Origin of the sequence: Arthrobacter sp. KBS0703 (assembly GCF_002008315.2) — a bacterium.
Classification (GTDB): Bacteria; Actinomycetota; Actinomycetes; order Actinomycetales; family Micrococcaceae; genus Arthrobacter.
The window spans coordinates 1,413,039-1,436,050 of sequence record NZ_MVDG02000001.1 but is presented as its reverse complement, the minus strand read 5'-3'; the positions used below and the strand labels follow the sequence as shown (position 1 = coordinate 1,436,050).

Annotated in this window: 17 protein-coding genes and 1 pseudogene; 5 read left to right on the top strand and 13 right to left on the bottom strand. The window is 67.0% G+C overall.

All coding sequences use genetic code 11. The features are described from left to right. Positions 1-44 precede the first annotated feature (44 nt). Both B1A87_RS06765 and B1A87_RS06760 read left to right on the top strand, forming a co-directional pair. Positions 45-1,706: an amidohydrolase gene (locus B1A87_RS06765; RefSeq protein ID WP_078027795.1), complete on the top strand. Its 1,662-nt coding sequence runs from the start codon at positions 45-47 to the stop codon at positions 1,704-1,706. 507 nt (positions 1,707-2,213) lie between these two features. Next, positions 2,214-2,960, top strand: coding sequence for a polyprenol monophosphomannose synthase (locus B1A87_RS06760; RefSeq protein WP_078027796.1), 747 nt, complete (start codon positions 2,214-2,216; stop codon positions 2,958-2,960). Between the two features lie 97 nt (positions 2,961-3,057). Here the strand turns inward: B1A87_RS06760 and B1A87_RS06755 are convergent, their stop codons facing one another. From B1A87_RS06755 to B1A87_RS24890, 6 genes and pseudogenes are all read right to left on the bottom strand, one after another. After that, positions 3,058-3,405, bottom strand: a complete 348-nt coding sequence (locus B1A87_RS06755; protein ID WP_056627246.1) for an RNA polymerase-binding protein RbpA — start codon at positions 3,403-3,405, stop codon at positions 3,058-3,060. 333 nt (positions 3,406-3,738) lie between these two features. Continuing rightward, complete coding sequence (locus B1A87_RS06750; RefSeq protein ID WP_078027797.1) at positions 3,739-4,689, bottom strand: SPFH domain-containing protein; 951 nt, start codon at positions 4,687-4,689, stop codon at positions 3,739-3,741. 101 nt (positions 4,690-4,790) lie between these two features. Beyond that, the gene (locus tag B1A87_RS06745) at positions 4,791-5,252 is read right to left on the bottom strand and encodes an NfeD family protein (RefSeq protein WP_078027798.1); all 462 of its coding nucleotides are present in this window, start codon (positions 5,250-5,252) and stop codon (positions 4,791-4,793) included. A 122-nt stretch (positions 5,253-5,374) separates the two neighbouring features. Beyond that, the gene (locus tag B1A87_RS24595) at positions 5,375-5,833 is read right to left on the bottom strand and encodes a hypothetical protein (protein WP_313902457.1); all 459 of its coding nucleotides are present in this window, start codon (positions 5,831-5,833) and stop codon (positions 5,375-5,377) included. A 2-nt stretch (positions 5,834-5,835) separates the two neighbouring features. Then, positions 5,836-6,036 (bottom strand): hypothetical protein, encoded by a 201-nt coding sequence (locus B1A87_RS24590; protein WP_313902456.1) that lies wholly within the window; start codon positions 6,034-6,036, stop codon positions 5,836-5,838. Between the two features lie 155 nt (positions 6,037-6,191). After that, a pseudogene (locus B1A87_RS24890) lies at positions 6,192-6,299 on the bottom strand (SAM-dependent methyltransferase); the annotation flags it as partial. Between the two features lie 90 nt (positions 6,300-6,389). On the opposite strand from B1A87_RS24890, the gene B1A87_RS06735 reads away from it, so the two are divergent. Next, a complete protein-coding gene (locus B1A87_RS06735; protein WP_078027800.1) occupies positions 6,390-8,450 on the top strand; it encodes a S9 family peptidase in 2,061 nt (686 codons plus the stop codon). Here B1A87_RS06735 and B1A87_RS06730 read toward each other — a convergent pair. From B1A87_RS06730 to B1A87_RS06710, 6 genes are read right to left on the bottom strand one after another with little or no spacing between them, the layout of a single operon-like run. Further along, positions 8,447-9,160: a peptide deformylase gene (locus B1A87_RS06730; RefSeq protein WP_078027801.1), complete on the bottom strand. Its 714-nt coding sequence runs from the start codon at positions 9,158-9,160 to the stop codon at positions 8,447-8,449. The genes B1A87_RS06735 and B1A87_RS06730 overlap by 4 nt on opposite strands. Then, positions 9,157-10,116, bottom strand: coding sequence for a hypothetical protein (locus B1A87_RS06725; protein WP_260680720.1), 960 nt, complete (start codon positions 10,114-10,116; stop codon positions 9,157-9,159). The genes B1A87_RS06730 and B1A87_RS06725 overlap by 4 nt, the downstream gene beginning before the upstream one ends. A gap of 48 nt (positions 10,117-10,164) precedes the next feature. Further along, the gene (locus tag B1A87_RS24585; RefSeq protein ID WP_313902455.1) at positions 10,165-10,500 is read right to left on the bottom strand and encodes an FAD-dependent monooxygenase; all 336 of its coding nucleotides are present in this window, start codon (positions 10,498-10,500) and stop codon (positions 10,165-10,167) included. Further along, a complete protein-coding gene (locus B1A87_RS06720; RefSeq protein WP_313902454.1) occupies positions 10,428-11,309 on the bottom strand; it encodes an NAD(P)/FAD-dependent oxidoreductase in 882 nt (293 codons plus the stop codon). The genes B1A87_RS24585 and B1A87_RS06720 overlap by 73 nt, the downstream gene beginning before the upstream one ends. Then, positions 11,306-12,001 carry a methyltransferase domain-containing protein gene (locus tag B1A87_RS06715; protein ID WP_078027803.1) on the bottom strand — a complete coding sequence of 232 codons (696 nt, stop codon included), beginning with the start codon at positions 11,999-12,001 and terminating at the stop codon, positions 11,306-11,308. Before B1A87_RS06715 ends, B1A87_RS06720 begins: the two co-directional genes overlap by 4 nt. A gap of 6 nt (positions 12,002-12,007) precedes the next feature. Continuing rightward, on the bottom strand, positions 12,008-13,189 hold the full coding sequence (locus B1A87_RS06710) for a type III polyketide synthase (RefSeq protein ID WP_078027804.1): 1,182 nt from the start codon (positions 13,187-13,189) through the stop codon (positions 12,008-12,010). A gap of 347 nt (positions 13,190-13,536) precedes the next feature. Here B1A87_RS06710 and B1A87_RS06705 point away from each other — a divergent pair, with 347 nt between their 5' ends. Both B1A87_RS06705 and B1A87_RS06700 read left to right on the top strand, forming a co-directional pair. Further along, positions 13,537-13,893: a VOC family protein gene (locus B1A87_RS06705; RefSeq protein WP_078027806.1), complete on the top strand. Its 357-nt coding sequence runs from the start codon at positions 13,537-13,539 to the stop codon at positions 13,891-13,893. A gap of 125 nt (positions 13,894-14,018) precedes the next feature. Beyond that, positions 14,019-16,412, top strand: coding sequence for an excinuclease ABC subunit UvrA (locus tag B1A87_RS06700; RefSeq protein WP_078027807.1), 2,394 nt, complete (start codon positions 14,019-14,021; stop codon positions 16,410-16,412). 168 nt (positions 16,413-16,580) lie between these two features. On the opposite strand, the gene B1A87_RS06695 is transcribed toward B1A87_RS06700, so the two are convergent. Continuing rightward, on the bottom strand, positions 16,581-22,448 hold the full coding sequence (locus tag B1A87_RS06695; protein ID WP_139362760.1) for a peroxidase family protein: 5,868 nt from the start codon (positions 22,446-22,448) through the stop codon (positions 16,581-16,583). Between the last annotated feature and the right edge of the window lie 564 nt (positions 22,449-23,012).

The following is a 23,012-nucleotide window of genomic DNA, read 5'->3' as shown; positions in this document are numbered from 1 at the left end:
TTCCGGCCACGTCCGCATCAGATACCCCAAGGAGTTCCACCCCCATGACCGACGCACACGCGCGCGCCCAGGCCGCTTCCGGACCGTCGAAGGTGACGCTATACCGGAACGGCTCCGTCTACACGGCGGCTGACCCTTTCGCCACCGCCATGCTCGTGGACGGTGACACCATTGCCTGGGTGGGCTCGGAACAGGCGGCGACGTCGATCGCGGACAGTTCCATGGAAGTCATCGATCTCCGCGGCGCGCTGCTGGCCCCCGGATTCGTGGATTCCCACGCACACCTGACGGAGACGGGCATTGCCCTGGGCGGGCTCCAGCTGGGCGACGTCCGCTCGGCCCGGGAGCTGCTGGATGCCGTGGCCGCAGCCGGCGGCGCAGGCACCATCCTGGGACACGGCTGGGACGAGTCACTGTGGGATGATCCCGCGCTCCCGGAGCCCGGCGAGCTGGAGCGCGCTGCCGGCGGCCGGCCCGTCTACCTGTCCCGGGTGGATGCCCACTCGGCGCTCGTGTCTTCCGCGTTGGCTGCGGCGGCCGGCCTGCAGGACCGTGACGGGTTCGCGCCCGGCGGCCACATCAAACGGGAGGCACATGCCGCGGCACGGCTGGCCACCAGGCAGCTCTCCGCGGCCGAATTGAAAGACCACCAGAGGCGGGCACTGGACGAAGCCGCGGCCAACGGGTACGTGGCGCTGGCCGAAATGGGCGCACCCCACATCGGGAGCCCGCTCGATCTGCAGCTGGCCGCCGGCTGGAATGCCGGAGCAGATTCCGTGCCCCTGCCCGAAGTTCTGCCTTACTGGGGTCAACTGACGACGTCGGCGACGGACGCCGAGGCCCTGCTCGCCGAGCTCGGGGTTCCGGTCCGAGGGCTTGCCGGCGACCTGAACATCGACGGTTCCATCGGATCCCGGACGGCTTCCCTCCGGTCGCCGTACACGGATGCCCCGGGGGAGAAGGGAACAACCTATCTTTCCGCGGAGGAGGCGGCCGCACACCTGGCCGCCTGCTCCCTGCTGGGCATCCAGGGCGGGTTCCACATCATCGGCGACGCCGGCCTCGACGCCGCCCTGGAAGCGCTGGACCTGGCTGCCGCGGAAGTGGGGGAGCAGCGGATCCGCGCGGCCGGCCACCGCTTCGAACACGTGGAAATGGCAGACGCCGAGGCCATAGCGCGCCTGGCTAAGTACTCAGTGACGGTGAGCGTCCAGCCGGGGTTTGACGCGGCTTGGGGCGGCTCCGGCCGGCTCTACGAGCAGCGCCTGGGCTCCCGGCGCGAGAACATGAACCCGTTTGCGTCCTTCTATTCGGCCGGCGTGCCCATCTGCTTCGGAAGCGACAGCCCGGTGACCCCGCTGCGCCCGTGGTCCAGCGTGAGGGCCTGCCTTGAGCACAACAACCCTGCGCAACGGATCTCCGCCCGGGCGGCGTTCCTTGGCCACACCCGGGCGGGCTGGCGGGCCGCCAGGCACGCCAACCCGTTGGCCGGCCAACTGGTGCCGGGTGCTCCGGCAACGTTTGCGGTCTGGGACGTCGAGGAACTCATGGTCCAGGTGGCCGACGGCAGGGTCCAGTCCTGGAGCACCGATCCGCGCGCCCGGACGCCGCTCCTTCCTGCACTGGACACCGGCAGTGACCCGCGCTGCCTCCAGACCGTGCGGAACGGGCAGGAACTGTTTTCCGCCCACATTCTTCGCGCCTGACCCGGGCTGGCGCGGCCGCCGCAATAAACCGCCATCCAAGCAGGATTCGGCGCATGTTTGCAGGCGCCGAATCCTGCCCTGACCTGCGGCGATGCACGTAAGAGCAGGTCAGGGGCCGGTTGACAGGCAAACGGCAGTCCGTAGCATTGAGGGTCAACGGACGGGTGCTTCTGGAGCAGTATCTGTCTGGCCGCCGCTTCACCTTTTGGAACGCGAAAAGCGCTTGGTGACTCGTGGCGGCGGCATTCCGGGGCAGGTCCACAACGCAGCAGAAAACAGTTCCCTTAGCGTACATCGCGTCATCGGGAACTGGCCCGCAGCAGCGTGGACCTGCCCGTGGCATCCCTGGGCGTGCTCATCGGGGCTTTCGTCATATGCGGCGGGACCCGGTGACTGCGGGAAGCCGGGCCGCAACGGGCCCGTATAATGGGGAGTTGCGCTTTGCGAGCCGGCTGTCCCGCCGTGCTCCACGCGCGCTGACCGCTCCCATCCAGGAAAGGCCTCCCTGTGCGTGTCCTCACCATCATTCCCACCTACAACGAGCTGGAGTCGCTCCCCATAACGCTCGGCCGTCTGCGTGCCGCTGTGCCGGCCTCCGACGTCCTGGTCGTGGACGACAACAGCCCGGACGGCACCGGACAGCTGGCGGACAGCGTCGCTGCCGAAGACAGCCAGGTTCACGTCCTGCACCGCAAGGGCAAGGAAGGCCTGGGGGCGGCCTATATCGCGGGCTTCAAGTGGGGCCTGAACGCCGGGTATGACGTCCTCGTCGAAATGGACGCCGACGGATCGCACCAGCCTGAGCAGCTGCCGCAGCTCCTGGAAGCCGTGGAGCAGGGCGCTGACCTTGCCATGGGCTCCCGGTGGGTACGCGGAGGAAAGGTGGTCAACTGGCCGCTCTACCGGCAGGCGATTTCCCGCATCGGGAGCACGTATTCACGCATCATGCTTGGCGTCAAAATCAAGGACGTCACCGGCGGCTACCGCGCCTTCCGGCGCACCACCCTCGAGAAGCTGAACCTCGACCAGATCGAGTCCGTGGGCTACGGCTTCCAAGTGGACCTGGCCTGGCGCGTCGCCAAAATGGGACTCACCATCGTGGAACGGCCCATTACGTTCGTTGAACGCGAGCTGGGCGCCTCGAAGATGAGCGGCAACATTGTCGTCGAGGCCATGCTCAACGTGACGAAGTGGGGCCTGACGGCACGCTGGAACAAGTTGACCGGAAAAGACCGGACGGATAGCCGGGCCTAACAGCCCGAACCGAACACGAAAAAGGCCGGATCCGCTGCGTTCAAGAAACGCAGCGGATCCGGCCTTCCCGCGTATTGGCCCTGTGTGTTAGTGCCGGCTAGGCAGTGCGCCGCTCGCCGCGGCGTTCGCGCAGAATGGTGAGGCGGTCTTCGAGGATCTGCTCAAGCTCGGGAAGGGACCGGCGTTCCAGCAGCATGTCCCAGTGCGTGCGGACGGCTTTTTCGTTGCTGGTATCGGGGCGTTCGCCATCGACGAGCAGCGCTTCCTTGCCGGTCTTGGAGACCCATACAGGGGGGATTTCGGCTTCTGAGGAGAAGGTGACAAACACCTGTTCGCCGTCCTCGCACCGGTACTCAACCCGCTGACGCGGAGCCGGCTCCACGCCGGATTCGGTCTCCATGCTTTGTGCGCCAAGCCGCATACCCCGCAGGCTGCGATCGCTCATGATTTCTCCCTCTGGTCGGTTCGCGGAGTCGGGCTCCGCGCTAGCCGAAGGCTAAAACACGGCCTCCGGACTACGGTGTTGCTCTACGTAGCATCACTAAATGAAACGCTTTGCCAAGCATTGTTGTTCCGCCCGGACTGATCCGGCCGGACAAATATACTATTATACGGTTTCCCCGCACTGACGGCAATGCGTGGTCCGCCGCCGGACTGTCCGCTCGCGCAGGTCCCGGGCCGGGGTCGAGGGCCCCGGGGAGGAAAAAGGGAGACACGCTGGCGGCGTGCCTCCCTTTCCTCTGCGGCCTACTTCAGGACAGCCTGCTTCGGTGCGGGCCTAAGATTCGGGCTGTTTGCCCGCATCAGGGCCGGGCCCGAACAGATCGCCCGAGCGCGGATCCGGGTTGGTTCCGCCCAGCGCGTTGCCAATGCCTTTCAACGCTTCGCCCACTTCGCTCGGAATGATCCACAGCTTGTTGGACGTGCCTTCGGCGAGCTTGGGCAGCGTCTGGAGGTACTGGTAGGCGAGGAGCTTCTGGTCCGGATTGCCCTTGTGGATGGCGTCGAAGACCTTCTGGATAGCCTGGGCCTCGCCGTCGGCGCGAAGAATGGCCGCCTTGGCATCACCCTCGGCTTTGAGGATGGCGGCCTGCCGCTGGCCTTCGGCCGTCAGGATGGCCGACTGCTTGGTGCCTTCGGCTGTCAGGATCGCGGCCCGGCGGTCGCGTTCGGCCCTCATCTGCTTTTCCATCGAATCCTGGATGGAGTGGGGCGGATCAATCGCCTTCAGCTCCACGCGGGACACCCGGATGCCCCAACGGCCAGTGGCCTCGTCCAGGACGCCGCGGAGCTGCCCGTTTATCTGGTCCCGCGACGTCAGCGCCTCTTCCAGGTTCAATCCGCCGACGACGTTGCGGAGCGTGGTGGTGGTCAACTGCTCCACGGCCTGGATGTAGTTGGCGATTTCGTACGTGGCGGCCCGCGGATCAGTCACCTGGAAATAGACCACGGTGTCGATGGACACCACGAGGTTGTCCTCTGTGATGACAGGTTGCGGCGGAAACGAAACAACCTGCTCGCGGAGATCCAGGAGCGGCAGCAGCCGGTCAACAAACGGGATGAGGATGGTCAGGCCGGGGTTGAGGGTCCGCTGGTACTTTCCGAGGCGCTCAACCACTCCGGCCCGGGCCTGCGGCACGATCCGCACCGAGCGGACCAGCACAATGACGACAAAAACGATCAGGACCAGCATCACGAAAGTGACGGCGACTCCTCCTGGGCTATCCATACTTCTCCTTCTCCCCAAATTCAGTGAAGCTCTACCTTGGCGGATCGCCCGCCACATCTCCTGACACCGGAACAGCGGCAGCAGAAATCTTTGTGTCCGCGTTACTGGATGGACGTTTCGGCCTGCGGTGCCACTACCGCCGTTGCGCCGTCAATGGCGGCTACGATGACCCGCTGGCCCTCAGTCAGGACGCCGGATTCGGAACGCGCGCTCCAGACGTCGCCGCCGATCTTGACCCGGCCTCCGGTGGCGGACACCGCCTCCATGACGAGTGCGGATTCGCCGATTAGGCGGTCAACGTTGGTGCGCTGGTCGGCCGGACCCTTGTGCAGGTGCTTGAGGGTGACCGGGCGGACGAACGCGATCATGAGCAGCGATACGACGCAGAACACGACGATCTGAAGCCAGAAATCGGCGCCGGCGAAGTCGGCCACGAGTCCGGCCAGGGCGCCGCCGCCAAGCATGATGAAGAAGAGATCAAGGGTCAGCATTTCCACGGCCGCGAAGACCAGGAAGACAGTGAGCCAGAGTGCCCACCAGTTTTGGCCGAGCCATTCAAACATCCGTATCCCCCTTGATTCCGGGGGCTGCGGGGCAGACCCTCCGTAACTTTCTTCCATCCTAGACCGAAGCGGCGGGGAGCTGGGGGTGGAGTTTCGGCAGGCGCCGGAACGTGGCCAAGCCGTTATGCGGCTGCGGTTTTTCGGGGCACAAATACGCTGATGCGGAACTTCCCGGAGACAGCGGTGACTGCGGGAAAGCCAGCGAGCCTGGCCGTGAGCTCCGGCCGGTCTGTGTGGTGGCCGGCGGGGCCCATCAGCGCCAAGTTGGCCACGTCCTGCGGGGACAACGCGAGGGCCAGATCAACGTCCTGCGCTGACAGCAGCTCGAAGTGGCCCGTGAGCGCGTCGGCCAGCCGTTCGTCCTTCGCCGGTTCGATTCCGAGCATGCCGGCCTGGCTAGCAATTTCGGCGAGGTGGCCTGGCCTCGGGGTCACCACGATGAGCCGCCCCGACGGCTTGAGGACACGGGCGAATTCGGCTGGGTTCCGGGGCGCGAAGACCACGGTAACGACATCGACGGCGGTGTCCGCCACCGGGAACTGCTGCCAGACGTCGCTGACCAGGTTCTGTCTCTTATACACATCTAGATGTGTATAAGAGACAGTTTCGCCGCCCGCCGGAGCGCGAACTTCGAAATGTCCAGGCCTACGGCGGCGATGCGGCCGGCGCTGCCGGCGCCGTCCAGGACGGCCCGGAGGTAGTGGCCCGTGCCCGTTCCGGAGTCAAGCACGGCCGGTTCGGGGCCTTGCAGCGCGGGGGGCCGCCGCGCCTGTCTCTTATACACATCTCGACCGCGGCGGCAAGCGGCCGGTAATGCCCGGCGTCGAGGAAGGCGGCCCGGGCGGCCACCATGTCGGCGGAATCCGGCTGGAAGGCGGTTCCCTTACCCACCAGCAGGTTGAAATAGCCCTGCCGGGCGGCGTCGAAGCTGTGGCCCTCCGCGCAGGCCAGGGCACGGGGCCGGGCGGCGCCGTCACCGTCACCAAAGGCGGGGGAGAGCGTCTTCCGGCAGACAGGGCACAGCAGGGACGGCAGGCGGGGAGGCATACGGACAATCCTAGGGCTGATGCTGCGGCGCCGGTGAAGGGGGACGTGAGGTGTTTCACACGCCGCGCGGGAAACGCTAGGCTCACGTGGGTGAAGCCTGAACATCTGCCGCTGCTCAAGTCCGTCTCCGCGCCTGCCGTCCATCCCGACGGCACGCGTGCCGTCGTTTCGGTGACGCGTCCCGACTTCGAGGCCGACGCCGACGTCGGTCAGCTGTGGAGCGTACCGCAGGACCCCGAAAAACGGCCGAGGCTGATAACCCGTGGCTTCCGTGACACGGCCCCGGTGTTTTCGCCGGACGGACGGGTGCTGGCGTTTCTCCGCGCCGCACCGGGCGGCAAGCCCCAGCTCCACGTGGTGGAAGCCGCCGGCGGCGAGCCCCAGGCACTGACTGACCGCGCCCTGGGTGTCTCATCGTTCGCGTGGGCGCCTGATTCCCAACGGATTGTTTTTGGTTCCCGGGAGCCGGAAGCCGGGCGTTACGGCACGCTGGACGGCGTCAGTTCCGGCGGTGAAGATGCCCGCCTCATCACGGATTTCAAGTACAGGATGAATGGCGTGGGGTATACCCGGGACAAGCCGCTTCAGCTTTTCACGCTGGAAGTGCCGGACCTGGGGACGGAGCCGGCAGTCCAGCCCGCGGGGCGCGCCCTCAAGGACAGGAACCAGCCCCCGGCGGCCGGCGGCGGGGCGAAAGTGGCAGGCCTTCCCGACGCCCGGCAGCTCACCACGGCGGCGACAGACCACACCGGCGAGTCCTTCAGCAGCGACGGGACGTCCGTGTACTTCGTCGCAGCCCTGCACGAAGCCAGCGACCAGGACCTGGTCAGCGGCATCTACCGCGTTCCGGCCGACGGCGGCGAGACGGCTCGCGTCGAGGCCAACGCCGGGCCGCAGACAGTCCAGGACGTCCGCGAATCGTCGGACGGAAAATGGCTGTTCTTCACGGCGCAGGACCTCGGCACCACGGGCCAGGACTTTGTGGCCAAGAACACCGTCCTGCACGTCATGCCCGCAGCAGGCGGCGGGGCGCGGGCGCTAAGCGGCGCAGAACACATGGACGTCGCTGCGCCGGGCGCCCGCCTTGAACTCCGGGGAAACGATGGCGTCCTGGTGGTCAACAACGCGCAGGGCACCGTTGAGCTGCTGGAGTTCAGCGCCACCGGCAGCCACGCGCTCCTGGTCCACGGCGACAGGGTTGTTACGGGAGCCGCTGCGGCAGGAGGCTCGGTGTACGTCAGCGTCGCTGATTCCGCCACGACCGGTGACGTCTGTGTTCTCGAAGGCGGCCAGCTCCGGCTCCTGACGGACTTTTCGTCGGCGCTCCGCACGGAGGCCGGAATCATTGAGCCGCAGGAGCTGACGTTCCCCTCGGCCGACGGCTACCCCGTGCACGGGTGGGTGCTGATGCCCCCGGGCAAAGGCCCGCATCCGGTGCTCCTGAACATCCACGGCGGTCCGTTCGCACAGTACACAGTCGCCCTGTTTGACGAAGCGCAGGTGTATGCCGAGGCAGGCTACGCGGTGGTGATGTGCAACCCGCGCGGCTCGGCGGGCTACGGCCAGGCTCACGGCAGGTCCATCAAGGAGCGGATGGGAACTGTGGACATGCAGGACGTGCTCGCCTTCCTCGACGGTGCCGTGGAGAAATTCTCCTCGCTGGATCAGGATGCCGTGGGAATCATGGGCGGCTCCTACGGCGGCTACCTCACCGCCTGGACCATCAGCCAGGACCACCGTTTCAAAGCGGCCATCGTGGAACGCGGCTTCCTGGATCCCGTCAGCTTTGCCGGATCATCGGACATCGGGTGGTTCTTCGGGGGCGAATATAACGGCCGCTCGGAAGAGCTGGTGGCGGCACAGAGTCCCATGGCAGCGATTGCCGCCGTCAGGACACCCACCCTCGTGATCCACAGCGAGGACGACCTGCGCTGCCCGGTGGAACAGGGCCAGCGGTACTTCACCATGCTGAAGCAGCAGGGTGTGGAGTCGGCCTTCCTTGTGTTCCCCGGGGAGGATCACGAGCTCTCGCGGTCCGGCACGCCGCATCACCGCCGGCAGCGTTTTGAGCACATCCTGGCGTGGTGGTCGCGGTTCCTGCCCACCGCCGGGAATCCCGGGCCGTCCAGCCAGCCTGACCCGTCCAGCTAGCCCGACGCGTCCCGCTGGCCCGACGCGTCAGGCGTGCCGGCACTTCCCGGCCGCCCGCCCATGAAGCCGAGTTCCTGCCGGGCTCTGCCGATGCCCGGCTCCGCCCAGCGTGCGCCGTACTCGCTGTTGGTGCTGAGCGAGCGAAGTTCGGCGCGGTCGAGGTACAGCGTTCCCTGCAGGTGGTCGGTCTCATGCTGGACGATCCGAGCCTGCCAGCCGGAAAAGTCCCGGCTGGCCGGCCCGCCCTCCGGTGTCACGAAGTCGAGACGGACCCGCTCCGGGCGCTCCACCACGGCCTGCAGCCCCGAGACGGAGAGGCACCCTTCGAAGAACGCCGCAGTCGCGTCGCCGAGCGGAGTGTAGGACGGGTTGAGGATTGCGAAGAAGTCCAGCGGAACCCGGCCGCGAGCCGCGGCGGTTTCCTCGTCGATTTCGAACTGGTCCTCAAGGACGGCCAGCTGCAGCGGAATGCCCAGTTGCGGGGCGGCCAGCCCGACCCCGGGGGCCTCGTGCATGACCTTCCTCATCAGCGCTATGAGCTGGCTGAGTTCAGCCGCTTCCAGCTGGCCGTCGAACGGCGCGGCGTGCTGGCGCAGCACCGGGTGGCCGGCCTGCACGATGGGCGGCAACGTGTCCGCGGCGAGCATTTCCTGCACGAGTTCCCGGATTGTGGCCGGGCTGAGGGACGTAGGCGGTGATGCTTGGCTCATGGGGACAGCCTAGTGGTGCGGGCACACGCGACCGTGACAAAGTCAAGGATCCTGCCCCTCAGATCCCTGTCCGCAGCGATCTTTAGGATGCCCGTCCGGGCGCCCACCCTGACGCGCAGCGGGATGACGGTGCCTACCTTGTCCTCGGCCACGGCATGCGGATCGCAGCGGGCCGGGCGGATTCCGAGTTCGAGTTCTTGGGCGGGACCACCGGCGTCTACGGTCAAGTCCAGCGGCCAAGGCCTTGCCGGGTCCTCGGCCAGCAGCGGCGTGCCGTCGATGCGCTCGATGACCAGCCGGCTGGCGCCGCCCTGCTGTTCGGGCGGAGTGCGGACCGACGGACGGACGGAGAGCCGCAACAGGGCACCCTTGCCATCGCGGGAGATTTCAAGCGCCGGCCCAAGACCAATCGTGGCCACGGAGCCCGCGTCCCTGGCCAGGCACTGTTCGGTGTTGTTCCGCGGGAGGACACCAAACGGGTCCGTGGCGGGGAGGCTCTCGTGCGCACCGCCGGGCGACAGCCGGACCGTGACGGACACAGGATCCTGGGCGTCGCCGGGACTCCCGGTGCCGGTGCCCGCCGCGCAGTTGGCGGCCGTCAGGTGCGCCGGCAGGCTCTTGGCCTGACCGGGCGGAATCCCGGCTCCGTCCGGCGAGGCCCGCCAGGCAATCCCGGCGGCGAAGAGCGGGGTGCCGAGGCCCGCTGCCTGGACTGTGATCGTGTGTGAGCTGTTGTTGGTCAGCTGGATCTCGACGATCTGCTTCCCGTAGTTGTCCCGGAACTGGTTCACCATGGCCGTGAGGGGCGGCGCCGTCGGAGTACCGGCCGACGGACTCGGCGGCGTGCGGGTCGCCTCGGGCAGGCTGCATGCTGCCGGTGCCAGTAACGCCGCTGCGGCGAGAACGACGGCGGCACCCATGTTCCGGCGTCGGGCTGTCCACGGTCGCGAACGCATGCTTGCAGTCTAGGCCCGGGACCGCGCCACCGCATGAGGACTGCCGGCTCATTGCATGGTGAAGCGCCTGGCCACGAACTCATTGAACGCCGGAACCGCAGCCACCCGGGCGATGGCAGCGTTTCGGGCCCGCAGCACGCCGCCCGGGAGCGGCCTGCCGAGCGCCATATTTACCTCCGCCTGGCGCCTGGCTGCCGTGGCGGCCCGGCGGCGCTGCGCATCGAAGCAGCGAAGCGCGGTGCCGGTCGGCTCGCCGTTCAGTGCGGCAACGATGACCGGCAGCAGGGCCTCGGCGTCGAGCCAGCCAAGGTTCATGCCCTGGCCGCCGATGGGGCTAATTTCGTGGGCGGCGTCCCCGATAAGCGCCGTCCTGCCGGCCACCATGCGGGAGGCCAGCCGCGAGCGCACGCCGAAGCTGCTGAGCATGCTGTTGCAGGAGGCGTCCACCGCCACCCCGTCCTGGCCGCGACGAGCCCGGCGAGATCGGCGGCGTCTGGACGGACCGGCGGGCGCGCCAGCCTGACCACCCACCGGCGCACGCCGCCGGGCAGCGGAAAGGACTCCACTATGCCGTCTTCCTCGAGGAACAGGGCCGCATCGCTGCCATAAGCGGTGGATTCGGGAAAATCGCCCATCAGGTAGTGGTCCGGATACCGCTTTTCGCGAGCAGGCACTGACAGCAGCCGGCGCACGGTCGAATTGGCGCCGTCCGCCCCGACCGCGAGCGCGGCGGACAGCCCCGCCGCACCGCCCGCGCCGGTGCCGGCCCCGGCGACGTCCAGCGTGACCCGGCCCCCGTCGTCGTGCATGTCCGTCACCTCAGCCCCGCGCAGCAGCGCGCCGCCGTCGAGCTCAAGAAGGCGCCTCTCAAGGACTGACTCGGTGACCGGCTGGGGAACGGCGAGGACAAAGGGGGAGCGGTCGGACACAGGCCCAAACGGCATGTCCGCGATCTCGCGGCCGGCACTGACAGCTTGGCCGCGGCGGATCGGGATACCCTGGGCGACGAGCGCCGAGGCCACCCCGATGCGGGCCAGGGCGGCGAGTGCCGGGGGATGGATGCCGATGGCCCTCGTGTGCGCGTTTCGGCCGGTTCGCTTCTCCAGGATCCGGACCGACACCCCTTGCTGCAGCAACAGCGCGCCCAGATACAGGCCCACCGGCCCGCCGCCCACGATCAGGACATCGGTCATGCAGCCCCCTTGCGGTACGTGAGCAGGCAATGGAACGGGGAGTGGGGCTCGGCTGTCCAGCCGTTGGGGACGACGGCGGCGAGTTCCGGAACGGTGTAGCTGCGCCTGATGGAGGTCAGGCCGTCGCGCCGGATGTACGAGCCCGTCAGCGGCAGCGCGGCGGCCGCAAACAGGGCGTAGGCCGCCGCGCTGCGCCGGAGGTCGTTGTGGAACGCAGCACCCCGGGCCAGCGCGGCCGAGTCGCCGAGGAATGACTGCAGTTCGCGCGCGTCCAGGTGGTGCAGCACATGGTTCGAAATCACGACGTCGTATGCCGCGCCCTCCGCGACAAGCTCGGCGCTCGTGGCCTGGCGGAACCGCACACCCGGCACCGGCTCCCGGTTCGCGGCAAAGCGGTAGGCCCGCTCGTCCGGATCGATGCCGGTGACCCGGAGATCAATTCCGTCCGTGGCGGCCCAGCGGGCGAACATCAGGGCCACGTCGCCTCCGCCAGAGCCTACGTCCAGGAGACTGGCCGGGCCCGTCCGTGGGAGGAGCGGCCGTACCCTGCGGCGATACAGGCCGTGCCAGCCGGACAAAGCGCGGTTGACCAGCGCAAACTGCCTGTAGGTGCGGTCAAGGCGGTCCGGGTCGCAGTCCGGCCGGTCCATCTCTTCAACGGCGTGGGTGTCGCGGGCTCCCAGGATTCCCATGACAGGTCAGGCGAGGGACGATTCGGCCTCACCGGCGGGCAACGGAATGTCCGGCAGGGGTTGCCGAACCTTGGTGAAGAGTCCGGTTTCCACGGTCAGCCCGGGCCCAAAAGCCATTGAGCAGATGCGTTCATCGCCTTCACGCGGCGGGAGGTCGAGGATGTGCTTGAGGACAAACATCACCGTGGCGCTGCTCATGTTGCCGAAATTCCGCAGCGTCTCGCGGGCCGGGACCAGCTGTTCGTCCGTGAGCTCGAGCCGGGACTGGACCTTGTCCAGAATGCTCCGGCCGCCGGGATGGATGGCCCAGTGCGTGATGTCCCGGTACGGGAGTCCGCTCAGCGAGGCGTCGCGGGCCAGCAGCGGCTCCAGGGCGCCCACGATGTGGTCGTCGATGATGTGCGGCACGTAGTTTCCGAGGACCATTTCAAAGCCCTCATCACCGATGTTCCATGCCATTGAGTCTTCACCCACGGGGGTCAGGACAGTCTCGAAGTGGTCCAGCTGGAACAGCGCCGTTGACTCGGGAACCTCCCGCGCCGTCACGACGGCGGCCGCGGCGCCGTCCGCGAACAGCGCGGACCCCATGATGGCGTCCGGATCGTTGGACGTCCGGACATGGAGCGAGCACAGCTCTGCGCACACGATGAGGACAACGGCCTCCGGATCCGCCTCGCAGAAGGACTTGGCGGCACGGAGCGCCGGGAACGCCGCATAGCAGCCCATGAAGCCCAGGTGGTACCGCTGCACCGCCGGGTTGAGCCCCAGGGCGCGCACGATCTTGTAGTCAGGGCCGGGGTTGAAGAATCCCGTGCAGGAGACGGTGATGAGGTGAGTTATGTCGGGTGGATCGATGCCGGCGCACGCAGCCACGGCCGCGCGGGCGGCCTCGATGAACAGCTTCGTGGCCTCGGTGGCGAAGAGGTCGTTGCGGGCCTTGGTGCTGGGACTGCGGAGCAGGCCGGTGCCGGGGTCGAAAAATTGCGGATTGACTGCCCGGGAGTCCATGGTCAGTTCCTCGACCGCCGTGTACCGCGTGTCAATCGCGGCCGAGTCGAAGCACGTGGCCACCAGCCGTGAACCGAGCCGTGTCAGGCCGGGCTGGGCGGCAAAGACGTCACGGGCTTCCGTCTGGACAAGCAATGTCGGCGGAACAGCAGTTTCGAGGGCGCGCACATAGACCGTCATTCGTTCATTCTTAGCGACACCGGAGCTTAAGACAATGGATGTGCCCGGACCGGATCATGCCCCTGACCAGCATCTTCAGCCCGGCCGAGAAGAGTTCCTCGTCCCCGCTGAAGCGGCCTTGGCTCAGCGGCAGAGGGTCCCTGGCGGCGCTAGACAACTCCGGTAGCACATGGCACGATCTCGCATGTGACCAGCCCGGCGGTCCGGCGTCCTTTCGCGGCCTGCGCACGACGAAGGCGAACAACCGACGGCGAAATTGCCGGCCGGGCGACCGGGCTGCCTTTCCGGACTTTCCGTTCGTCCTCAGCCTAACCATCCCGACCAGATCCAACACCTCAGGAGTGACCATGACCGGCTCTTCAACCCAGGGAATCAAGACCGTACTGCATCCCGTTTCCGACCTGGCGGCTGCGACAGCCGTTTACGCCGCCCTGCTCGGCGTAGCGCCCCAGACCGAGGGGCCCTACTACGTCGGCTTCGATGCCGCCGGCCAGCACATCGGACTGGTGCCCGGCGGCGGGCCGCAGGCCATGACCTCACCGGTGGCCTACTGGCACGTGCCGGACATCGAGGCGAAGCTGGCCGAGGTGACCGCCGCCGGTGCCACCGTGAAGGAGCCGGCGCACGACGTCGGCGGCGGCCGCATGGTGGCCACCGTCACCGACCCTGACGGCAACGTCCTCGGGCTGCTTGAAGACAAATAACTTTCCCGGGTCCTGTTCCGCCGCGGGGCCGGGCGAGACCGGACCGGACCCCGAAGCTGGTTAGATAGAGCCAGACGACGCCGACGGAGGCCGCGAAGGCGGGCCCCTCAACCAATGGAGCCACGATGAGCATTGTCACGAGGACGGACACGCAGTCGCCCGCGCTGGAACCTGCCGACAGCCACGATCTGATCCGCGTGCAGGGCGCGCGTGAGAACAACCTCAAGGACATCAGCGTCGAACTCCCGAAGCGGCGGCTCACGGTATTCACCGGGGTCTCCGGCTCGGGCAAGAGCTCGCTGGTGTTCAGCACCATCGCTGCAGAGTCGCAGCGGATGATCAACGAGACCTACAGCGCCTTCGTGCAGGGCTTCATGCCGAACCTGGCCCGGCCCGAAGTGGACCTGCTCGAAGGCCTCACGACGGCAATCATCGTGGACCAGGAGCGGATGGGCGCCAACCCGCGTTCCACGGTGGGCACCGCCACGGATGCCAACGCCATGCTTCGGATCCTCTTCAGCCGGCTGGGACAGCCGTACGTGGGGCCCCCCACGGCGTTCTCCTTCAACGTCCCCACGCGCAAGGCAAGCGGGGTGTTGAGCACGGAGAAGGCCGGGGGCCGGGTCGAGAAGAGTGTGGTGCACGGTGCGGTGTATCTGGGCGGCATGTGTCCGCGTTGCGAGGGCATGGGCTCGGTCTCCGACTTCGACCTGACTGCGCTGTACGACGAGAGCAAGTCGCTCGGCGAAGGTGCCCTGACCGTTCCCGGCTACAGCATGGACGGCTGGTACGGTCGCATCTTCAGGGGCGCCGGGTTCGACCTGGACAAGCCGATCGCGAAGTTCACGAAGAAAGAACTGAACGACCTTCTCTACAAGGAGCCGACCAAGATCAAGGTCGAGGGCATCAACCTCACCTACGAGGGCCTGATCCCGAAGATCCAGAAATCGATGCTCTCCAAGGACGTCGACGCGATGCAGCCCCACATCCGGGCCTTCGTGGAGCGCGCCATCACCTTCCAGGCCTGCCCGGAGTGTGAAGGGACACGGCTCAGCCCGGAGGCCAGGTCCTCGAAGATCCAAGGCAAGAACATCGCGGACCTGTGCGAAATGCAGATCAGCGACCTGGCCGGTTGGGTCCGCGAACTCGACGAGCCGTCGGTCGCGCCGCTCCTCAAAGGCCTGCAGCACCTGCTCGACTCGTTCGCCGAAATCGGGCTGGGTTACCTCTCCTTGGACCGGCCGGCGGGCACGCTCTCCGGGGGAGAGGCACAGCGCACCAAGATGATCCGGCACCTCGGCTCGTCCCTCACCGACGTCACCTACGTCTTTGACGAGCCGACCATCGGCCTGCACCCGCATGACATCGAGCGGATGAACCAGCTGCTGCTGCAGCTGCGCGACAAGGGCAACACCGTGCTCGTCGTCGAGCACAAGCCGGAGACCATCGCCATCGCCGACCACGTCGTTGACCTTGGCCCCGGCGCCGGCACCGAGGGTGGCAGAGTCTGCTTCGAGGGAAGTGTCGAAGGCCTGCGGGGAAGCGACACTATCACCGGCCGCCACCTGGACGACCGGGCCGCGGTCAAGGAATCTGTGCGCACGTCGTCCGGCAGGCTCGAGGTGCGCGGTGCCTCGACGCACAACCTTCAGGCGGTCGACGTCGACATTCCACTGGGCGTCCTGTGTGTGGTCACGGGTGTCGCGGGTTCGGGCAAGAGCTCTTTGATTCAAGGTTCGGTGGCCGGCCGCGACGGTGTTGTGGTGATCGACCAGGGTGCCATCAAGGGGTCGCGCCGCAGCAACCCGGCGACGTACACGGGCCTCCTCGAGCCGATCCGCAAGGCGTTCGCGAAGGCCAACGGGGTCAAGCCGGCGCTGTTCAGCTCCAATTCGGAAGGCGCCTGTCCCACCTGCAACGGCGCCGGCGTCATCTTCACCGAACTGGGTGTTATGGCCACCGTGGAGTCCACCTGCGAGGACTGCGAGGGCAGGAGGTTCCAGGCATCAGTCCTGGAATACAAGCTGGGCGGCCGCAACATCGCCGAAGTGCTGGCCATGTCGATGACCGAGGCGGAGGGGTTTTTCGGGGAAGGCGAGGCACGCACACCGGCGGCCCACAAAATCCTCGACCGGCTCGTGGACGTCGGGCTCGGCTACCTCACGCTGGGCCAGCCGCTCACGACGCTGTCCGGCGGCGAGCGGCAGCGCGTCAAGCTCGCCACCCAGATGGCCGAAAAAGGCGACATCTATGTTCTCGACGAACCTACCACCGGCCTCCACCTAGCCGACGTCCAGAACCTGCTGGGCCTTCTTGACCGCCTTGTGGAGTCCGGAAAGTCGGTCATCGTCATCGAGCACCACCAGGCGGTGATGGCGCACGCCGACTGGATCATCGATCTCGGCCCGGGCGCCGGCCACGACGGCGGCCGGCTCGTCTTCGAGGGCACGCCGGCCGACCTGGTAGCCGCGCGTTCCACCCTCACCGGAGAGCACCTCGCGGCCTACGTCGGGAGCTGACGGAAAGCAATGCCGGGCGCCCCGGGGCGCACCCAGCCCTCGGCCGGCTTGTTCTTCACCTCAAGGGTTTCGCCGTGTAGCTGCAGACGTCCGGCCCGCCGCTTGCGCGACGGGCCGGACGTCTGACTTCGTTCGAGCCGGGGTTAGGGGCCCGGCCGCCCCGTAGCCCTAGAGGGCGGATCCCGTCGTGAACACCCAGGTGCGGGTGGCGAACGGGTTGCCCGCGAGGTCGCGGACTGCTCCTGTGCCGCCGGTGATGGTGACCCGGTATTGCGTGTTGGCCAGGAGGGTGGAGCCCGGGTTGATGGTCAGCGTCCGGTTCGTGCTGTTGAACCCGAGAGCGGCAGTGACAGTTGCGCCGTTGGACACTCTCGTGACCCGTACAGTGGCCGCCGAAACGCCGGTGATGTTCTCACTGAACCGCGCCGTGATGTTGGCGGTGCGGCGGGCTCCGGTGGTGCCGATGCCCGGTGATACCGAAACCAGCGTGGGCGCCGGGCCGGTGGTGAACTGCCACGACGTGAACGCGATCGTGTTGCCGGCCGTATCCCTGATCGAGGACATAGATGCGGTGTACGTGCGGTCCGGCAGCAGGTTCGCATTCGGATCCAGCGTCGCCGTCCTCGTGGCGTTGTTGTACGTCACCGTGGCGGGGATCGCGGTCGCCGAACCGTTGAGCCGCAGGGCGAACGTTCCGGTGCCGACATTTGCGACCGCTTCGCTGAACGTCGCGGTCACGTTGCCTCCTTGGTTGACGGACCTGGCGCCAGCAGCTGGCGTCCTGGCCGTCACGGTCGGAGCGATGAACTCCGAGCGGGGCGTCACGAGGGCCGTGCGGGCCGACCGTGCCCCCGTTCCTGCGGTACTGGTCGCTGCAACATCGAAGGTGTAGCCGGTCGCATTGATCAGGGTGTTCACCACTGCACTGGTGCCCGTTCCTACAGTTGTTGTCCGCACGGGGGTGGTACTGGTCCCTACGAACGTGCGGATTTCGAAGCCCGTGACCGGTGCCGCGTTGGGTACCGGCAGCGGAGCGAGCCAACTGAGGGTTACCTGGGCATTGCCGGCCACACCGGCGGCGTTGCGGGCGGCTCCCGGAGCTACCAGTGTCACTGGTGCTGCAGGTGTCACTGCCGCGGAGGCGGCCGAGGCCCCTCCAGTGCCTACTGCGTTGACCGCCGCCACGTCGAACGTATAGGCAGTCCCGTTGGTGAGCCCAGTAACGACGGCGGTGGTCACGTTGCCGGTGACCGGCTGGGTCGCAGCCAACGTGGTTCCGTCGAAGGCACGCACGGTGAATCCGGTGATGGGCGAGCCGCCGTCCGAGGCCGGAGCGGTCCAGTTGAGCGTTGCCGTGCCGTCACCGGCAGTTGCGGTCACGAGGGTCGGAGCGTCCGCAACAGTCAGTTCCGCCGTTGGCGCCGGAGTGACTACGTTGGATGATGCCGAGAACGGGCTGGTGCCCTGTGCGTTGGTTGCCGAGACCTGGAAAACATAGTGATTCCCGTTGGTCAGGCCAGGAACCACCAGGCTCGTGTCCGTGCCGGCTGCGGGGAGCAAGGCTCCCACCTGGACTCCGGCCGGGTTGGTCGTGACATCCAGTACCTTCACGTTGAAGCTGCTGGCTACGCCGATGGTCGGCGCTGTCCACGTAACTGTGGCCCGAGCGTTGCCGGCTGTCGCAATGCCGATGACCGGAGCGTTGGTGACAACAGTGTCGGAAAAGGCGAGCACCTCGATGTTCCGCAAGGTGTCGGTGCCATCGGTGCCGACGTTGTCGGTCACCGTGGTGGTCGAGCCCGCCGAGCCAATGGTGCCGTCGCCGCCGGTAGTGGTGACGGTGTAGTTGGCCTGGGGACCGGAGAACACCGCGGTGTCGATGTTGCCGGCGGTCTGGGCTGCCGTGGGGGTGATGACCTCGCGGACCGCGACTAGGTTGCCGGGATCGATGACACCGGCGGCAACGTCCGCCTCCAGGGTATGGGGGTTGCCCGCCTGGTAGGTGTGCTCCATGAGGTCCGTGCTGCCGATTTCCGTTGCGGCGTCGGCCGGGTTGGTCCGCACGCTGATCCGCACCTGGACGTACCGGTCGCCGTCGATCACGTCGTTGGCGCCGCGGCCCTCGATGCTGTCGCTGCCGAGGCCGCCGAGGAGGATGTTTCCATCTCCCCAGACAGGGCCCTCGAGCGGGCAGACGCCCATGGCGGATGCCGCTTCCACCGGGGCGAGCGGGGTGCTCGGAGCGGGGAGGAGATTGGCCAGGCCCGCGATGCGGTCGATGCCCGTCTGGTCGAGCACGTCGCAGCCGCTGAAGCCTGCACCGCCCACGGCACTGGGCACCACGTCGTCGCCCTTGATGACGTCGTTGAACGCGGAACCGGAGTTGGCCTCAGTTTCCTGCCACCGGTCACGGTTGACCACGATCTGCAGCGGGAGGCCGGCAAGGTTCTGGTTGATCTTCATGTCATCGTTGGCGCCCACCGTGTCGTACTGGTGGATGGCCCAGTCGAAACCGGCCGCACCGGCGAAACGGTCGATCGCCGCATTCGACGCCATGAGATCGTCGCCGCCTTCCGCGTCGTAGTCGTTCTCGCCTACTTGGCCGATCATGATGTCATTTCCCGGCTTGGTCTGGGCCGGGTCGTCGAAGAACGGTGCACCATGGTCGCCCTGGAGCAGGTCCTGGCCTGAGCCGCCCTGAATCCAGTCGTCACCTCCATCGCCAAAGACGGCGTCGGCACCGTCACCGGCCCGCACGAAGTCGTTGCCGGGGCCGGCAAAGGTCTCGTTGTCGTTGGCTCCGCCGTTGGTGAAGTCCTGGCCGTCGCCGCCCATCATGATGTCGTCGCCGATGCCGGAGTTGAGGTAGTCGTTGCCGGGACCGCCCTTGAGGACGTCGGCGCCGGAGAGGTCCGTGATGCGGTCATTGCCGTCGCCGCCCAGGGCAACGTCATCACCGCCCTGGCCCTCAATAACGTCGTTACCGGCATTGCCCCAGATCGTGTCGTTGTCGTTGCCGCCTGCCACCCGGTCCGCATTGGCGGTGCCGTTGTAGACCGACTGGCCGTTGATGCCCGACGGGTCGACCGTGTTCTTCTCCTGGTACTGGATGGTGCCGTCCGGCTTGCGCAGGAGCAGCAGGTTCTCGTTGCAGTCCGGTGTGGTCGGATCGTCGGCGACGGAGGGGCCGGAAGCGAGATAACCCTCCGGGGTGCCGGCGAGATTGCCCAGCTGGAACTTGCAGTCGGCCGTGGCGAAGACGTCGGCCTTCAGCGTGTGCGTGCCGTCGGTGTTGCGCATGATCATCTCGGCGAAGCTGTTGCCCTCGAGCTGGGTGCGCAGGTTCATGCCGGGCGTGCGTGCCAGGTAGTACAGCCGGTCGCCGTTTTGGAGATCGGTGAGCTGGTTCTCGAACACGTAGTTGAAGGTGCTGCCCAGCAGGCCGCCGAAGAGGTTGGTCTTCTCAGCGAGTCCGCCCACCCACAGGTCGACCTTGTTCAGGCCGGTCTCCTGGTTGGCCCACGCGCCGGCGCTGTTCATGAAGTCCATCATGTCGGCGGTGGGAGGCGTTGCACCGGGGCCCGGGTCCACGATGGCCTTGGCAGCTGCCCGCTTGTCAGCCAGCGTGGTTGCGCCGGTGATGGTCGGGTAGGTGCCGTAGGCGGCGACAAAGTTGATCAGTGACTCAGGGTGCTTGATGTTCTGGCCAAAGTCGGCCCAACTCGTGTATGGCGTGAGCTGGCCGTCTCCGGTGGAGTCGTGGATCTGGCGGCGCACCTCGTTCAGGGGCGGAACGCCTGCCTCCCGTGCACGGGTCATGTTGATCGTCGCGAGGTCCAGCGGAAGGCCCAGCAGGTTGTTGCGCAGCGTATCGGTCACAAACTCATCGAGTTCGTTGCCGGTCTGGTCACTCATGCCCATGACGACCGCGCCCGCAGCCTGTTCCGAGGTGAGCTGGCCTCCATGGCCGTCGTCGGTGTAGGACGGCGGGTTGAGGAAGCCGTTCAGCAGCGGGATGGAGTTGTCGGTCCCGTCCGGGTTGGTGCGGGCGATGGTCTCGGTCAGCATTGAGTGTCCGAACCGGTAGACCGCGTGGGCGAATTCTGCGTGGATGGCCGCGTTGATGTCCGTGTGGTAGACGTGGAACGGCTGGATTGCGGGCTGGACCTTGCGGGCGAACTCCTCGAAGACCAGGTGCTGGTACTCCATCTCGGTGACGAAGCGGGCGGCCTGGAAGAGGCGCTCGCCGTTCCAGCCGTCGGGTGTGCCCAGAGCGGATTTCCACTCGGCCAGTGCTGCAATGCCCTTGGCCGACGTGTCGTTGGTCAGGGTGGTCTTGAAGTCTTCCACCAGGCGGTCGTGCTCGGAGTGGAAGACCTGGTGGATGGTGGACAGGCCGATGTTCTCGTTGACGCGGCCGTCCCCGGCGATGAAGTGCGCGTTCAGCATTTCGTCGTCGTACGTGCCGGGGGGCTGGCTGGCGAAGTCTGCCGAGGCCGTAGTGTCCGCATCCGGCAGGGGAGTGACGGGCGGAGTGGACGGGTTGTGGTCCGTGTCCTGCGGGGACGGGTCGGCGTTGTGGGCGATGTCCGTCAGGAACGGGGTGTCGAAGTACTTGACGTTGGCCGGCACCAGGGTGCCCTTGCCGCTGTTGTCAGTGCGATCGGCCTCCACGAGTCCGGTTGCCGTGACGAACTGCGGGAGCCCGCGGGCGGGACCAGGGATGAACTTGCCGTAGGGGTCCACTGCGATCTGGGGGACGTTCAGCACGTCCTTGTCGAGCAGTTGAATGCCGAGAAGCTTTGCGGCCTGGGCCTTGGTGGTGGCCCAGGTGGCCATGCCGTTGGCCGACTTGGTGCCGGCTTCCCCGCCGAGCAGCTTGCCGGTCGAGACCGGCTTGCCGTCTGCGTTGTCCACGTACTCCCGCAGGAACACCTGGTGTGAGGGGTGGGACGTGTACGTCTGCGACTGGTCCACGTAGGGGGAGTCGGTGTTGGACGCGTCCTGGACGTCATCGGCGGTGCCCATGATCCCGTCGGGTCCGGGCTGGTTCTGCGCACGGGTCAGCACCATGAAGCGCTGGTTGGCTGGCAGGTCATCCGCGTTGCCGAAGATGTGGTCCTTGCCGGCGACCAGCGGATCGTCGTCCCGGAGCGGCACGAAGACGTTGCCGCCGCTCTTGACGGTCTGGTCCACGCCGTGGTCGAAGAACTGCCCGAAGAGGGTGAACATCGAGTTGTAGGGCGGTGAAAGGCCGACGTCAGTGGTGACGTTCGGGATGAAGAGCGTGTTGTGCGACGGCACGCATCCGTCGGGAACGCCGGCCACCGGGGGAACGGCCAGGGGATCGGGGTCCGTGGTGCAGGGGTGAACGCCAACGTTGCCCTGGGTCCGGACGGGGAACCCGGCTGCGGCCACGGCAGCGGGGTTGGTGGAGGTCTGGTCCACGATCAGGTTGCTGATGTCGCGGGGCTTGCTGTCGAAAACGTTGCCGGTTTTCTGCTTGTAGGACGACGGGCCCGGAGGGCCGAAGCCTGCCGGCACGGGGTCTGCATCGTTGAAGACCGGCGTGGCGTAGCGGGGGAATGTCTGGTCAGACTGGCCGAAGGTCTCGCGGCCGGCGATCAGGTTGTTGCAGGAGCCGTCGACGGTCCGCAGACCGTAGGAGGTCAGTGCGTCGGGAATCTGGTTCGGGCCCGTTCCGATGAGGGCACCGCAGGGGCCGGTCACGGAGGTGGTGTTGGCCACGTGAGCTTCCGCGATCTTGATCTGCTTGAGGATGTAGGCGAGGTCTGAGGCGGTGACGGTGAAGCCCTGCCCGACCGGGGCGGTGACCGCCTGGGCCGCGATGACCGGCAGCCCCATGGCCAACGGGAGGGCGAGGGCTGTTGCTGCGCTGACCAGCCGGAACGTAGTGGAATGCTTGCCGGAACGCTTGCCGGTGACGCGTCGCCGCTGGCGCCGGGCGGGGGGTAGTTGGTTGGGGCCTGGGGGCTTATCTTGCACTGCCAGGCCGGATCTGGCTGAGAGTTTCATGGCACACCTGCCGATTCGAGGGATAGGACGCGCCCATGATTGGGTGCACTTCTCCGGAAAACCTTGGACCAAGGACGCGATCCCCGGAAAAAGTCCCCTCGTTCCGGGGGTTACCCAAGGCAACTACAAGGTGGCACGATCCAGCCCTCGGTGGAACAGGCCGACGTCGGATCAAGACCCGTTCAGTGGCCGGCAGCCGGCCGGCTTGGTTCACGATCTCGGGGCTGGCGTGGAGGCTCAGTGGCGGCACAAGAAAAGCCCCCGGCGCCTTCGAGGCGTTGCGGGGGCTTTCCTAGCGGCAGGCCCGCCAAGCCGATAACTCGGGGGCCTGACGCCACACTAAAAGCCATTCCTGAGATTTCCCTCAGAACTCGGAGGGAAAATGCCCGGCCGCCATTGCCCGGCCCAACGGAGTGCTTCGGCGGCGGATGCCGTTCCTCATTTCGCCGGGATGCCGGGGTCGTGGCATGGCCGGGGGAGCGGGATCACTTCCGTTTTCGATGGGGCTTCGACCCGCTGCCCGCCTTCTCAGCAAGCCCTCAGGTTTAGCCGGGCACAATGGCC